General features: G+C 64.1%; 13 protein-coding genes. 12 read left to right on the top strand and 1 reads right to left on the bottom strand.

The genetic code is table 11. The annotated features are described in order from the left end of the window. Nucleotides 1-8 precede the first annotated feature (8 nt). The 12 genes from M2394_RS27190 to M2394_RS27135 all read left to right on the top strand — a co-directional run bounded on the left by M2394_RS27190 (nucleotide 9) and on the right by M2394_RS27135 (nucleotide 8,477). Entirely contained in the window at nucleotides 9-251 is a 243-nt protein-coding gene (locus tag M2394_RS27190) for a hypothetical protein (RefSeq protein ID WP_178925768.1), read from the top strand. Nucleotides 252-260: 9 nt separating this feature from the next. Next, nucleotides 261-695, top strand: coding sequence for a hypothetical protein (locus tag M2394_RS27185; protein WP_016969163.1), 435 nt, complete (start codon nucleotides 261-263; stop codon nucleotides 693-695). 4 nt (nucleotides 696-699) lie between these two features. Continuing rightward, nucleotides 700-1,482, top strand: a complete 783-nt coding sequence (gene sctJ / locus M2394_RS27180; RefSeq protein ID WP_176998803.1) for a type III secretion system inner membrane ring lipoprotein SctJ — start codon at nucleotides 700-702, stop codon at nucleotides 1,480-1,482. Beyond that, complete coding sequence (locus tag M2394_RS27175) at nucleotides 1,479-2,093, top strand: type III secretion protein (protein ID WP_178925767.1); 615 nt, start codon at nucleotides 1,479-1,481, stop codon at nucleotides 2,091-2,093. Before sctJ ends, M2394_RS27175 begins: the two co-directional genes overlap by 4 nt. After that, nucleotides 2,090-2,674 carry a FliH/SctL family protein gene (locus M2394_RS27170; RefSeq protein WP_178925766.1) on the top strand — a complete coding sequence of 195 codons (585 nt, stop codon included), beginning with the start codon at nucleotides 2,090-2,092 and terminating at the stop codon, nucleotides 2,672-2,674. The genes M2394_RS27175 and M2394_RS27170 overlap by 4 nt, the downstream gene beginning before the upstream one ends. After that, complete coding sequence (locus M2394_RS27165) at nucleotides 2,671-3,993, top strand: FliI/YscN family ATPase (RefSeq protein WP_178925765.1); 1,323 nt, start codon at nucleotides 2,671-2,673, stop codon at nucleotides 3,991-3,993. The genes M2394_RS27170 and M2394_RS27165 overlap by 4 nt, the downstream gene beginning before the upstream one ends. A 187-nt stretch (nucleotides 3,994-4,180) precedes the next feature. Continuing rightward, nucleotides 4,181-4,627, top strand: coding sequence for a hypothetical protein (locus tag M2394_RS27160; protein ID WP_259175218.1), 447 nt, complete (start codon nucleotides 4,181-4,183; stop codon nucleotides 4,625-4,627). Continuing rightward, nucleotides 4,624-5,631, top strand: a complete 1,008-nt coding sequence (sctQ, locus tag M2394_RS27155) for a type III secretion system cytoplasmic ring protein SctQ (protein ID WP_178925764.1) — start codon at nucleotides 4,624-4,626, stop codon at nucleotides 5,629-5,631. The genes M2394_RS27160 and sctQ overlap by 4 nt, the downstream gene beginning before the upstream one ends. Next, on the top strand, nucleotides 5,628-6,281 hold the full coding sequence (gene sctR, locus M2394_RS27150; protein ID WP_017137580.1) for a type III secretion system export apparatus subunit SctR: 654 nt from the start codon (nucleotides 5,628-5,630) through the stop codon (nucleotides 6,279-6,281). Before sctQ ends, sctR begins: the two co-directional genes overlap by 4 nt. 58 nt (nucleotides 6,282-6,339) lie before the next feature. Further along, on the top strand, nucleotides 6,340-6,609 hold the full coding sequence (locus M2394_RS27145; protein WP_016969171.1) for an EscS/YscS/HrcS family type III secretion system export apparatus protein: 270 nt from the start codon (nucleotides 6,340-6,342) through the stop codon (nucleotides 6,607-6,609). A gap of 6 nt (nucleotides 6,610-6,615) precedes the next feature. Beyond that, nucleotides 6,616-7,428 carry a type III secretion system export apparatus subunit SctT gene (gene sctT, locus M2394_RS27140; protein WP_176998797.1) on the top strand — a complete coding sequence of 271 codons (813 nt, stop codon included), beginning with the start codon at nucleotides 6,616-6,618 and terminating at the stop codon, nucleotides 7,426-7,428. 2 nt (nucleotides 7,429-7,430) lie between these two features. Next, nucleotides 7,431-8,477: an EscU/YscU/HrcU family type III secretion system export apparatus switch protein gene (locus M2394_RS27135; RefSeq protein WP_176998796.1), complete on the top strand. Its 1,047-nt coding sequence runs from the start codon at nucleotides 7,431-7,433 to the stop codon at nucleotides 8,475-8,477. A gap of 131 nt (nucleotides 8,478-8,608) precedes the next feature. On the opposite strand, the gene M2394_RS27130 is transcribed toward M2394_RS27135, so the two are convergent. Then, on the bottom strand, nucleotides 8,609-12,136 hold the full coding sequence (locus M2394_RS27130; protein WP_259175207.1) for a hypothetical protein: 3,528 nt from the start codon (nucleotides 12,134-12,136) through the stop codon (nucleotides 8,609-8,611). Between the last annotated feature and the right edge of the window lie 546 nt (nucleotides 12,137-12,682).

Below are 12,682 nucleotides of genomic sequence, written 5' to 3'. Positions count from 1 at the left end.
GCAGCACCATGTCCGTTACCCCGATCGACAGTACGCCCGGCACCGGTGGCCCAAGCCCCGAAGCCAAGTTCAATGCCGCGGTGAACAACGCCAAGGCTGCCGATAAACCGGCCGACACCTCGGACACCAGCGATGCCGAATTCAACGATGCGCTGATCACGCAGGCGGTCACCATCGGCGGTCAGTTCATCATCATGCCGAAGATGCAGGAACTGCTGAACGACGCCATGTCCGATGACGACGAAGAGTAGGTAACCCTTATGACTATCAGTCTCGCCGCTGGCGCTTCGGCCTTGCCGCCGTCCGCTGGCGCGGGGCCCGCAGGGGCCTCGCAGAATCTGTTCGAGCACATGGCCAATACCGCCAAGGGCATGCCCGAAGGCGCGAGCCCGCACCAGATCGGCTCGGGCTTGATGGAGCGCATGAACAGTTTCATCGACCGCACGCGGGCGTTTTCCGAGCGTGCCGACGTGCTCACCAATAACCCGTCGGCGCCGCCACCGGCCTCGGCGGAAATTCGCACGGCCAGTGCTTCGCCCCAGGGCGAGCCGGGCAAGAAAGTCGGCGAGCAACAGGTCGACCAGATCGTCCACTCCCTGGGCAAGATGTTCGACTACTCCATCGAAACCCAGATGGTGGTGCGCGGTGCGACGCAGATTTCCGGTTCCGCCAACACGCTGCTCAAGGGTCAATAACGCCATGCCAAGCCCAAACCGCGCCCTGCGCCTGTTGCTGATCGGCCTGCTGGCCAGCCTGTTGCAGGCGTGCAACACCGACCTCTATACCAACCTCAGCGAGCGCGACGCCAACGCGATGGTCGCGGTGCTGCTGCGCGGTGGCATCCCGGCGGAGCGCAAGACCCAGGACAACGGCCAACTCAAGGTGGTGGTCGACGAAGAACGCTTCGCCGAAGCCATGACCCTGCTCGACAACGCCGGCCTGCCGCAGCAGAGCTTTTCCAACATGGGCGAGGTGTTCAAGGGCAACGGCCTGGTGTCGTCGCCGGTGCAGGAGCGGGCGCAGATGATCTATGCGCTGAGTGAAGAACTGTCGCACTCGGTGTCGCAGATCGACGGCATCGTGGCGGCGCGGGTGCACGTGGTGCTGCCGGACAACGACTTGCTCAAACGCGTGATTTCGCCGTCGTCGGCCTCGGTGCTGGTGCGCTATGACCCGGGCACCGACATCAACACCCTGATCCCGCAGATCAAGACCCTGGTGGCCAACGGCATCTCCGGCCTGAGCTACGACGGCGTGTCGGTCACGGCGATCAAGGCGGCCGTGGCCATCAGCCAGAACCCCGCGCAGCCACGTTTGGCGCGTTTCATGGGCCTGTGGCTGCTGGAAGACAACCTGCCCCAGGCGCGCCTGATGTTCGGCGGCCTGTTGCTGATCGCCCTCGGCGCCCTCGGTGTGTTGGCCCGTCAGCAATGGGCACGCCGTCAGGCCCAGGCGTTGTATGTACTCAAGGAGGGTGAATGAGCGTGTTTGAACGTTGGCAAGGGCTGATCGCCGAGCCGTTGCAGTTTGTGCGCGGGCCCAGCCTGGGTGCGTGTTTTGCCGCTGAGCTGCCGGACGAGGTGCTGCACGCCATGCACCGCCAGCCGCGGTTTCGCCAGCGCCTGGAACAGTTGCTGGTCAGCCATTATCAATTGGCCCCGCTGGACCAACTGGTGACGCCCCTGGCCGCTGATTTGCCGGTGTTGCTGTTGTCGCCGGCGCAGTTCGCGCGCTTGCCGAGGTTGTGCGGCGCGATCTGGCATGCCTCGACCTTGAGCCGCGAGATTCGCCGCGACGTGGTCAACGAACTGCGCGAAGGCCTCGGCGCCGATGTGTTCAGTCAGGCCCTGGCATTGCGTCAACTGGGCGGGGCAGCGGATTTGCTGCGTGACCCCGGCGAGCTGATCGAGGCCATCGACCGCGACGGCCAGGGCTGCGTAGCCGCCTGGTTGCACGCCCAGCAGGCTGACCTGCAAGGCTGGCTGCGTTTGCGCTTTGTCTTCCCCCAAGGTCAGAGCGCCCGGTTGCCCCGCGACCTGGAAATCGTGCAGGCCGCCGCCGCGTGCCTGGCCGCCGAGGACACCACCCCATGAGTGAATTACCGAGCCGGCCCACGGCGCGCATCCTGCGGGCCGAAGAAGCAGCGCTGTGGACCGAAGGCTTTGCGTTTCTGCAAGCCGCCAAGGAGCAGGCGCAACAGGTCAAGGCCGACAGCGACCAATGGCTGCAGGCCGCCCGCGCCGAAGGCTTTGAAAGCGCACGCCTGGAGGGCGCCGAGCAGGTCGCGCAACTGCTGGTAGACACTCAATCCCAGGTGCAGCACTACTTGAGTGGCCTGGAGGCGTCGCTGGCCGACCTGGCCTTGGGCATCGTGCGCGAAGTGCTGGGCGAGCTGGACAACGCCGAGCGTATCGCGCGCTGCACCCGCCAGGCACTGAGCGCGTTCCGCCAGGACCAGGCCCTGACCCTGTGGGTGCCGCCCGCCGACGTCGATGCCCTGCGCCAGCGCCTCAAGGCTGAAGGCCTGGCGATTGCCGTGGACGCCGATGAGCAACTGGGCGCCGGCCAGGCCCGTCTCAACAGCCCCGCAGGCTCCGTCGAGCTGGGCCTGGAAGCCCAATTGCAGAACCTGCGCCGCAGCCTGCTGCCGTTCGCCGAAGAAGGTGTGGCATGAACCTGCAGCACCTGTTGCCACGCCTGCATGAGCGCTTGGCCCAGGCCCGCTTGCGGCCGATGCACGGCACCGTGTTGAGCATTCGGGGTGTGCTGTTGCGTGCCAGTGTGGCCGGCGCGAGCATCGGTGAGCTGTGCCAGCTGCGCGACCCGGGCAGCGGCCGCAGCCTGAGTGCCGAGGTGATCGGCTTTGATGGCGACGAGGCGATCCTGTCGCCCATCGGCTCCATGGAAGGGCTGTCGACCCGCACGCAAATCACCGCCACCGGCGAAACCCTGGGCGTCGCCGTGGGCGATGCACAGCTGGGTCGCGTGATCAGCCCCATGGGCGATTTTCTCGACGGTGACGGGCTGGCGCCAACCCTGGCCCTGCAGCATTACCCGCTGCACGCCGAACCCCCTGCGCCGTTTTCCCGGCAACTGATCGTACGTTCGATGGCGCTGGGGATCCGCTCCATCGACGGCTTGCTGACCCTGGCCCAGGGCCAACGCATGGGCATCTTTGGCGAGCCGGGCGTGGGCAAGTCGTCGTTGCTGGCCAGCATCATTCGCAACAGCGAGGCCGACGTGATCGTGATCGGCCTGATCGGCGAGCGGGGCAGGGAAGTGCGTGAACTGCTCGACGTGCAACTGGATGCCAAGGCGCGGGCGCGCACGGTGGCGGTGGTGGCCACTTCGGACCGCCCGGCCGCCGAGCGCGTGCGGGCGGCGTTTGTCGCCACCACCCTGGCTGAATACCACCGCGATCAGGGCCGCAACGTGCTGTTGCTGATGGACAGCCTGACCCGCTTCGCCCGCGCCCAGCGCGAAATCGGCCTGGCAGTGGGTGAACCGCCGACCCGTCGCGGTTACCCGCCGTCCTTCTTCTCGGCCTTGCCGCGCCTGCTGGAGCGCGCCGGCCCCGGGCCGACCGGCAGCATCACCGCGTTGTACACCGTGCTCACCGAAGGCGATGCCGCCAGCGACCCGGTGGCCGAAGAGGCGCGTTCGATCCTCGACGGGCACATCGCCCTCAGCGCCGAACTGGCCCAGCGCAACTACTTCCCGGCGGTGGACGTGCTGCGCAGCCGCAGCCGCTTGATGGAACAGGTCGCCGGTGCCGAGCACAAGCGCCTGGCCATGCGCATCCGCGAATTGATGGCGCGCTATGGCGAAATCGAAATGCTCATCCGCGTGGGCGAGTACTCCGCCGGCAGCGACCCCCTGGCTGACGAAGCCATCACCCGCCACGCCGCGATTGAAGCCTTCCTGCGCCAGAACGCGGATGAGCCGAGCAACCTGGAACAGACCCTGACCCGTATGCGCCAGGTGTTGGCATGAGATTGACGATGAACAGCACTCTGCAAGTTTACGCAGAACCCTGTGGGAGCTGGCTTGCCTGCGATGGCGGTGTATCAATCACAGATGGGCTGGCTGATCCACCGCGATCGCAGGCAAGCCAGCTCCCACATTTGATCTTCATGGATTTTAAGATTGTTGCGTTGGCAGCAGTAAAGGAGAACGCCTCATGAAAACCGATCAACTGCGCACCCTGCAAACCCTGCGGGTACTGCGTGAACAACGGGCCGCCAGCCAACTGGCTGCCCAGCAGCAGCGCTGCGAACAGACCCACGGCGTGCTGACCGACGCCAAGGAGCAATTGCGCCTGCACCGTGAAGCCATCGCCGAAGAGGCGCGCCAGGTGTATGCATCCCTCACCGAGGGCTTGTCGGTGGCCAGCTGGCAGGCAGCCCAGGACCGTCTGCGCGGCCTGTCCGATGACCAGCAGCAACTGGAAAACGACGTGACCCACGTGTCCACCACCCTGCAAAGCCAGGAGCGTGAGCGTGATCTGTTTCGCCAGGAGCGCCTCAGCCGCCAGCGTCAGTCCGACGCCTGGCAAAGCCTGCTGGAGGGCCGCGAAAGCGATGAGCGCCGGGTAGGCGAGCTGCGCGACGAAGGCGTTGGCACATGATTGCAGCCCTTGCCGATCCGCTGTCGCCGTGGCTGACCCACTACGACCCGGCGCTGCTGGCGTTGCATAACCAACTGCACCGGCGCCGTCGTGCGTGGCAGGGGCGCTGCGCCGGGCAAGACCTGCGTGTGAGCTGGGCCGCCGAGCCGCAGCCCCTCAACGCGCCGCGCGATGTGCTGCTGTTGCTGGGGCGAGCGCCGGTGCGCCTGCGTTTGCCCACCGCCGCCCTGGAGCAGGCCTTGGCGCCGCTGGCGCTGCAGTTCGACGCGCAGACGCTGCCGTCGCTGCCGCGCTCGTTGCTGCTGGAGCTGGCGGTGCTCGACCTGATCGAGACCCTCGAACCGCTGCTCGGCCACCCGGTGCAATTGCTCGAAGCCACCGAAGGATTGGGCCAACGGCCGTTTGCCGTGCAGCTGGCGCTGGAACTGAGCTTCGGCAATGGGCCCGCCTTCAGCGCGCAGCTGGAGTTGAGTGAGGGCGCCGCCGAGCGGGTGGCGCAGTTGTTGACGCAATGGGGTGAGGTCGACCCCGACCCGCTGCCCGGCCTGCGCCAGACCCTGGCGGTCGTCGCCGGCAAACAGTGGCTGAGCCTGGGCGAACTGCGCAGCCTGCGCCCCGGCGACGTGCTGATGCTCGAACCTGGCAGCGGTTTGCTGCTCGACCTGGACGGCCGCTTGCAGGCGCGCTGCCAACACCAGGGTGATGCCTTGCGCCTGCAGGAAGCCTTAAAAGCCCCCCTTTTGGATGCGGAGAACACGATGAGTGACGTTGATGCGGCTGCGGCCCTGGATGACCTGCCGCTGAAATTGGTGTGCCAGGTCGGCAGCCTGGAACTGACCCTGGCGCAATTGCGCGAACTGGGCGCCGGCAGCCTGTTGCAGCTCAACACCCCCGGCGTGGACAGCGTCGACCTGATGGTCAACGGACGGCGTGTCGGCCAGGGCCAACTGGTGAAAATCGGTGACGGCCTGGGCGTGCGCCTGTTGAGTTTTGCCACCCCATGACCGGTTATCAGCCGAACCTGATCGAGATCATCCTGGTCGTTGCGACGATCGGGCTGATCCCGTTGGCGGTGGTGACACTCACCGGTTTCATGAAGATCTCGGTGGTGCTGTTCCTGATCCGCAACGCCTTGGGTGTGCAACAGACGCCGCCGAACCTGGTGCTGTACGGCATCGCGTTGATCCTGTCGGTGTACGTGACCACGCCGCTGATTGGCGACATGTATCGCCAGGTGGAGGGGCGCGACCTCAACATCGAGCATGTGGAGCAACTCAAGGATCTGGGCGATGCCCTGCGCCCGCCGTTGCAGGCGCACCTCAAGCGCTTTGCCAACGAATCCGAGCGGGGCTTTTTTGTGCAGGCCACCGAGACCATCTGGTCGCCGGAGGCCCGCGCCGACTTGCGCGATGACGACCTGGTGGTGCTGATCCCGGCGTTCGTCAGCTCGGAACTGACCCGTGCCTTCGAAATCGGCTTCCTGCTGTACATCCCGTTTCTGGTGGTGGACTTGCTGGTGTCCAACGTGTTGATGGCGATGGGCATGTCGATGGTCTCGCCGAACCTGATCTCGATCCCGCTGAAGATCTTTTTATTCGTGTCCCTGAGCGGCTGGTCGCGCCTGATGCACGGTTTGATTCTGAGTTACGGCTAACCCGTGTAGGCGCCGGCAAGCCGGGCTCCTACAGGGTGGTGTGTGTTGAGGGGGGAAGATGGGCCAGGACGTATTTTTGTCGTTGATGAAACAGGCGCTGATGACGGTGCTGATGCTCTCTGCGCCGGCGCTGGGGGTGGCGATTATCGTGGGCTTGAGCGTGGGTCTGTTCCAGGCGCTGACGCAGATCCAGGACCAGACGCTGCCCCAGGTGGTGAAGCTGGTGGCGGTGCTGTTGACCATCGTGTTCCTGGGCCCGGTGCTGGCCGGGCAGGTGGCGGAACTGGGCGGCCAGGTGCTGGACAATTTCCCGATGTGGACGCGCTGACCGCCCATGGATGCCAGCCTGACCGCGCAGTTCCTGGAGGTCGCCTACCCGGTGATCAGCTCCGCCTCGCTCGCCGCCTGTCGCGCCATGGGCGTGGTGGTGATCACCCCGGCGTTCAACCGTCTGGGCCTTACCGGCATGATCCGTGGCTGTGTGGCCGTGGCGATTTCCATCCCGATGTTTTTCCCGGTGTTCGAGTCGCTGACCTCAATGCCCGAACACGGCAGCGTGTTTATCGCCGGCTTGCTGATCAAGGAGTTCCTGATCGGCATCCTCATCGGCCTGTTGTTCGGCATTCCATTCTGGGCCGCCGAGGTGGCGGGGGAGTTGATCGACCTGCAACGCGGCTCGACCATGGCGCAACTGGTGGACCCCTTGTCGTCGGGGGAGTCCAGCGTGATGGCGACGTTGCTCACGGTGATGCTGATCACGCTGTTCTTCATGTCCGGCGGTTTTATCCTGATGGTCGACGGCTATTACCACAGCTATCAGTTATGGCCGGTGACCTCGTTCACCCCGGTGTTTGCCAGCTCGGCATTGCTGGCGGTGCTGTCGATCCTCGACCAGATCATGCGCGTGGGGGTGCTGATGGTGTCGCCGTTGCTGATCTCGCTGCTGATCACCGACCTGATGCTCGCCTACCTGTCGCGCATGGCGCCCAACCTGCATATCTTCGATTTGTCGCTGCCGGTGAAGAACCTGTTTTTCACGATTTTGATGGTGATCTACATCGGTTTCCTGATTCCGCTGATGCTTGACCAGCTCTCCGAGTTCCGCGGCACGGTCGAGCTGCTCAAGACCCTGGCAGGCATGGAGTAGCCATGGCCGATACCAGCGAAGAGAAATCCCAGCCGGCCACGGACAAAAAGCTCAAGGACGCGCGCAAGAAAGGCCAGGTCGCCAAGAGCCAGGACCTGGTGTCGGGCATGGTCATCCTGTTCTGCACCTTGTGCATTTCGATCCTCGCGCCCCGGGCCAAGGCCCAGGTCACCGCGTTGATCGACCTCACCGCGCAGATCTACATTGAACCCTTTGCCACCGTGTGGCCACGGGTGCTCGACCATGCCGAGCAACTGGTGATCAGCATCACCCTGCCGGTGATGGCGGTGACCACGGGCGTGGTGATCCTGACCAACATCATCACCATGCGCGGCTTCGTGTTCTCGGTGGACCCGATCAAGCCCGAGTTCAAGCGCATCAACCCGGCCGAGGGCATGAAGAAGATCTTTGCCTTGCGCAACCTGGTGGAGTTCATCAAGGGCTTGATCAAGGTGCACGTGCTGGCGATTGCTTTCTACGTGGTGGGCAAGCACGCGTTGCAGGCGCTGATGGAGTCGTCGCGGTGTGGCGCGGAGTGCATGGAGTCGACGTTCTTCCTGGTGCTCAAGCCACTGGTGTTCACCGTGTTGTGCGCGTTCATCCTGGTAGGCGGCGTGGACGTGATGATGCAGCGCTGGCTGTTTGGCCGCGACATGAAGATGACCCGCAGCGAGACCAAGCGCGAGCGCAAGGACATCGACGGCGACCCGCTGATCAAGAGCGAACGGCGGCGCCAGCGCAACGAGATGCAGGCCTTGGCCACCAAGCTGGGCTTGAGCCGGGCGTCGATGATGATCGGCACCACCGACGGCTGCGTGATCGGCGTGCGTTATGTGCGCGGGGAAACCCCAGTGCCGGTGGTGGTGTGCCGTGCGTCACCGGAAGAGGCGTTGCTGATGCTGCAGGAAGCGTATGACCTGGGCATTCCCCACGCGCCGGACAAGGCGCTGGCCGGGGAGATCTACCGCAAGACGGTGCCGGGCGATCCCGTACCGGATGCCTCGTTCCAGGCCGTTGCGGACTGGCTGGTGGCTGCGCGCCTTATCTGATCCAACACAGATCAAAAATGTGGGAGCGGGCTTGCTCGCGAATGCGGTTTACCAGTCAGCCTATCTGTAACTGATGTACCGCATTCGCGAGCAAGCCCGCTCCCACATTAGTTTTGTGGTGGGTCAGTGCTTTATGAGTTATCGACGTCGTGGTACGGCCCGCCGTAGCCGTCGCCCACGCGCCAGATGATGTCGTGGTTGTCGTTGGTCCATTCCGAGGGCTTGAGCGAGTACTTGTAGTCCTCGGAATTGCGGTTGTTGCCGTCGCCGATGTAGTCCGGGTGGTCGCGCCGATGGTCTCCGCCGCGAATGCTGGAGCGCGCATCCCATTCTTCCTTGCGGAAGTCGAAGATGCTCTGGTCTTGCGGCGCATCGCGCTGGCCCCAGTCGGACAGGTAAGTCTGCAGCCACACGTAGGCTTCATCGCCATTGGGCTTGAGCAGGCCGTCCTGCTTGAAGTCCTGGATCTGGTTCCAGTTCTGCATCGAGATCTTGTGCAGTTTGTGGGACTGCACGGTACTGAGGATCGCGCCGACAAACGACAGCGCGCCGGAGATCAGGAAGCCCACCGGGCCGAGGAACGGGATGATGCGGCCGGTGACGCCGAGGGTGGTGAGCACGCCGCCGCCGGCGGCCACCAGGCTGCTGACGCCACCGGCCATGGACAGCGAGCCGGAGGCGATTTTCACCGGGTCTTTTTCCCGCACGCCGTCGCGCAGGGTGAACGCGGCCTGCACCACACTGATCACACCACCGGCCACGTCGGTGGCCATGCCAATCACCTTGATCGCGCTGCTGGCGAACTTGGCACCAAAACCGGCACCGGCCACGCCGCCACGGCTGGCGATGCCTTTCTCGATGCCTTCCTGCACTTTCTTCGCGCCTTCGTCGCTCCAGCCTCCGCTGTTGAGCACCTTGCCCACGTCCTTGCCGTCGTCCATGGCCTGGTCGACGATCTCGAAGTACTTCTTCTGCACCGCCTCGGCGTCCTTGGGCAGGGCGTGGTAACCCTCGCCGGGCTTGGCCCAGAGGTCGGGCAGCGAGCGGTCGAAACCCATCAGCTTGTAGGCGTTGGTGCCGCGCAACTTGTCATAGACCTTCAGGCCCAGGGTGGCGAAGTGCGAGCCGGTGCCAAGGAAACCGAGGAAGTCGTTGGCGATCCCCAGGCGCTTCATCGGCGTGTCGGCCAGCTTGCCGCCCTGGCCGGCCAGTTGGTAGACAATACGGCCCATGCCGATGGCGCCGCCGACCGAGCCGAGCACGCCGTTGTCCTTGAGGAAGGTCAGGTTCTTCACGAACGAGCTGCGGTTTTCTTCGCTGAGATTCGGCATGATCTCCTTGCTCACCGCGTGTTCGATATCGCTGAAGCTGATCACGCCGTTCTTCTGCCAGGTATCGCCCAGGGAGATCATCGCCTTGCCGAAGTCGGCGGCGGCGCCCTTGTCCTTGAGCAACTGGTCGACGAACTTGGAATACACCCCCAGCGCCTGGCGCGGCAGGCCGTCGGCGCCGCCCTTGAACATCGAGAGGATGGCCAGGGTGTTGTCCTGGGTGGCCAAGGCGGTGTTGTCATCGCTGATCTTGCTCGGGTCATCCATCAGCTTTTCAACGGCATCGGTGTAGCCGTCGATCTGCAGGTTCTGCAGGAAGTTGTCGGCCTTGGCCGGGTCCACATCCGCCAGGGCGGTGTAGGCGGTCTGGATCTCCTGGGTGGCCAGTTCGGTCTTGCCGTCGTCCTGCAGCGCCTTGATGTACTTGGTGAAGTTCTCCGAGGACGTGCTGTCGATGAGCTTCTGGTGCACTTCATCGACCTTGGCCTGGCCGCCGTCAACTTTGGCCAACGCCGCGTCGTGGTTGGCCTTGATGTCGGCCTGGATGGTCGAGTCACCGAGCAGCTCGCCGATGGTCTTGTCGATGGACTTGGTGTCGAAGATGTTGTCGCGTACATCCCGCGAGGTCACATCGATGGGCGTGGTGGCGATGCCCTGGTTGCCGAAGCCGTGCTCGGGGATGATCGACATGCCGTTGTCGGCCATGCTCTTGGCTTCCACCGCACGCAGGAACTTGGCGCGTGGGTCGTCCTTGCCGATGCTGCCGTCCTTGACCCCGGCGCGGTAGCTGTCCACCAGGGTTTTCATCGACAGGTCCTGCACCGACAGCGGGTTGCCGCTTTCATCTTTTTCGGTGGTGGCGAGGTTGTCCACCGACACGTCCTTGAGCGGCGGCAGGCCGTTGTCGGCGCGCAGTTTGTCGACGTCGGTGGTCTGCTGGGCGATGTCGGTGCGGTAGCCGGAGATCTGCTCGAACATCTGCGGGTTGCTGTCTTCGCTGACCACAATCTTTTCTTCGGCGCCGCCCGGCTTGTGCTGGGTGAAGGCGATCAGGCCGGGGCCATAATCGCCCACGCCGCCGACGCTCATGATGTCTTCGGTGGACGACAAATACGCATCCGGCCCGGCCAGGCTGTAGCCGTCGCCCTTGGCCTTCTCGATCCCAGCCAGGGTCTGGCCCTTGGTGCTGTAGGCGGCGAAGGCTTCGGGGGTGATGTCCTTGGACACCACCAGCAGTTTGCCGTCGGTGCCGTTGACCACCAGGATGCCGTCCATGGGCGCATCGACTTTGCTGATATCGCCCAGCTTGAGGCTGGCCTCGTCCTTGCGCAGCAGTTCCTGGCCGGGCAGGGACTGGGCGTTCTTGATGTAGTCGAACGCCTGGGTGCCTTCGCTTTTGTGCACCGCGCTCAGGAAGTTGTAGAAGCTGCTACCGGCGTTGGGGTTGGGGTTGCTCAGGTCGGCGCCGGGCTGCGGCAGGGCGGCCTCGGACTGGCTGATCATGTACTTCTTGCCCTGGTGCTCGAACAGGATCACGCCGGATTTGGGGTCTTCGGAGACCACCTTGAGCTGGCTGAAATCCAGGTCGCCGGGCAGGCTGGTGACCTCTTCATAGCCTTTGGCCTTGCCCTCGGCGAGGGCCGCCTTGGTCACGCCGGCACTGTTGAAACTGGCGAAGGCCTCGGGCGTGAGCGCTTCGGAGATTACCAGGGTCTGGCCGCTTTCCATCTCGACCTTGACCACCCCGTCCTTGGCTTCACCCACGGACTTCACATTGGCCAGGCGCACGGTGGGGTCGTCTTCGCGCAGCAGTTGCTGGTCAGGGTTGCCCAGGGCTTCACGAATCTCTTTGCCGGCCGGAGTGCCCTGGGTTTCGGCGAGGGTGTGCAGCAGGTCATAGAGCGGCGTGCCTTCATCCGGCCCGCCCTGATTGACCGGCGCCACCGCGTGGCCGAAGTGCAGGCCCTTGAGGGTGTCGAAGCCTTCCTGGACCTTCTCGGCGCCTTCGCGGGTGATCTTGAACTTGCTGCCGTCCTGCTCGAAGTAGATGACCCCGGCGTCTTTGTCTTCGGACACGACTTTGAGTTTGTCGATGTCGAGCTTGGCGGGGAGGGCGGTGACTTCCTTGTAATCGTCGGGCTTGATCTCGCTGGGCTTTTTCAGGCTCTCGCCGGAGTGGGCGGCCAGTACTTTGGGCTTGAAGTTTTTGTCGCCCGACCCGGCGGCTGCCAAGGTCTTGGCCTTGTTGAGCAGGGCGTCGAACACACGTTCCGGTGCCTTGGTTTCGGGGATGCGCGGCGAGGCGGCTTTTTCGGGTCGGTTGATCATTGTTCAGTCCATGTGAGTGGGGGCGCACGAGGACTTGATACTAGGGGGTGGCGGGGGGTGAAAGCGGGATTGTTGGCAAGATCTCACAAGCTTTCACAGGTGTGAAATGTGGGGGGCATTTGGGTGTGCTAGGGGGTGGGTACATATCCGTTATTTGCGTAACGGCTGCTTACGGTTCCGCCCTTACGGCGGGTCACTTTGGAAAAGCCCCAAAGTAACCAAAGGGCTCTTGCCCCAACACTCGGTGCCTCGCCTAGGCTCGGCATGCCCTCACTCCGGCTTGAATCCGTGGGCCGCCGTCATGGGCCATCCTTGGCCCAGGACGGCTAACCCGGCGTCCTGCCGGGTTACCCACGGATTCAAGCCTGCGTTCGGCCAGCGTGTTTGACGGGGCGCCTAAGATCAAAATCAAGAGCAAACGCAAACGCGGCGGCCTGGTAGCCGACCAGTATCTAACTGTCGGCCCGGGTCAACTGTGGGAGCTGGCTTGCCTGCGATGCAAACACCTCGGTACATCAGGCACACCCAATCGATGCCATCGCAGGC

It is taken from the genome of Pseudomonas sp. BIGb0164 (genome assembly GCF_024810135.1).
Lineage (GTDB): Bacteria > Pseudomonadota > Gammaproteobacteria > Pseudomonadales > Pseudomonadaceae > Aquipseudomonas.
Note: the sequence above shows the minus strand (reverse complement) of the source record. Positions and strands in the feature narration are given on the sequence as shown.

What these genes read in the sequence shown, in the direction of transcription:
- M2394_RS27185 (WP_016969163.1), top strand. Translation starts at nt 261, where the DNA reads ATGACTATCAGTCTCGCCGCTGGCGCTTCGGCCTTGCCGCCGTCCGCT.
- M2394_RS27130 (WP_259175207.1), bottom strand. Translation starts at nt 12,136, where the DNA reads ATGATCAACCGACCCGAAAAAGCCGCCTCGCCGCGCATCCCCGAAACC.
- sctT (WP_176998797.1), top strand. Translation starts at nt 6,616, where the DNA reads ATGGATGCCAGCCTGACCGCGCAGTTCCTGGAGGTCGCCTACCCGGTG.
- M2394_RS27175 (WP_178925767.1), top strand. Translation starts at nt 1,479, where the DNA reads ATGAGCGTGTTTGAACGTTGGCAAGGGCTGATCGCCGAGCCGTTGCAG.
- M2394_RS27145 (WP_016969171.1), top strand. Translation starts at nt 6,340, where the DNA reads ATGGGCCAGGACGTATTTTTGTCGTTGATGAAACAGGCGCTGATGACG.
- sctQ (WP_178925764.1), top strand. Translation starts at nt 4,624, where the DNA reads ATGATTGCAGCCCTTGCCGATCCGCTGTCGCCGTGGCTGACCCACTAC.
- M2394_RS27190 (WP_178925768.1), top strand. Translation starts at nt 9, where the DNA reads ATGTCCGTTACCCCGATCGACAGTACGCCCGGCACCGGTGGCCCAAGC.
- sctR (WP_017137580.1), top strand. Translation starts at nt 5,628, where the DNA reads ATGACCGGTTATCAGCCGAACCTGATCGAGATCATCCTGGTCGTTGCG.
- M2394_RS27165 (WP_178925765.1), top strand. Translation starts at nt 2,671, where the DNA reads ATGAACCTGCAGCACCTGTTGCCACGCCTGCATGAGCGCTTGGCCCAG.
- M2394_RS27170 (WP_178925766.1), top strand. Translation starts at nt 2,090, where the DNA reads ATGAGTGAATTACCGAGCCGGCCCACGGCGCGCATCCTGCGGGCCGAA.
- M2394_RS27135 (WP_176998796.1), top strand. Translation starts at nt 7,431, where the DNA reads ATGGCCGATACCAGCGAAGAGAAATCCCAGCCGGCCACGGACAAAAAG.
- sctJ (WP_176998803.1), top strand. Translation starts at nt 700, where the DNA reads ATGCCAAGCCCAAACCGCGCCCTGCGCCTGTTGCTGATCGGCCTGCTG.
- M2394_RS27160 (WP_259175218.1), top strand. Translation starts at nt 4,181, where the DNA reads ATGAAAACCGATCAACTGCGCACCCTGCAAACCCTGCGGGTACTGCGT.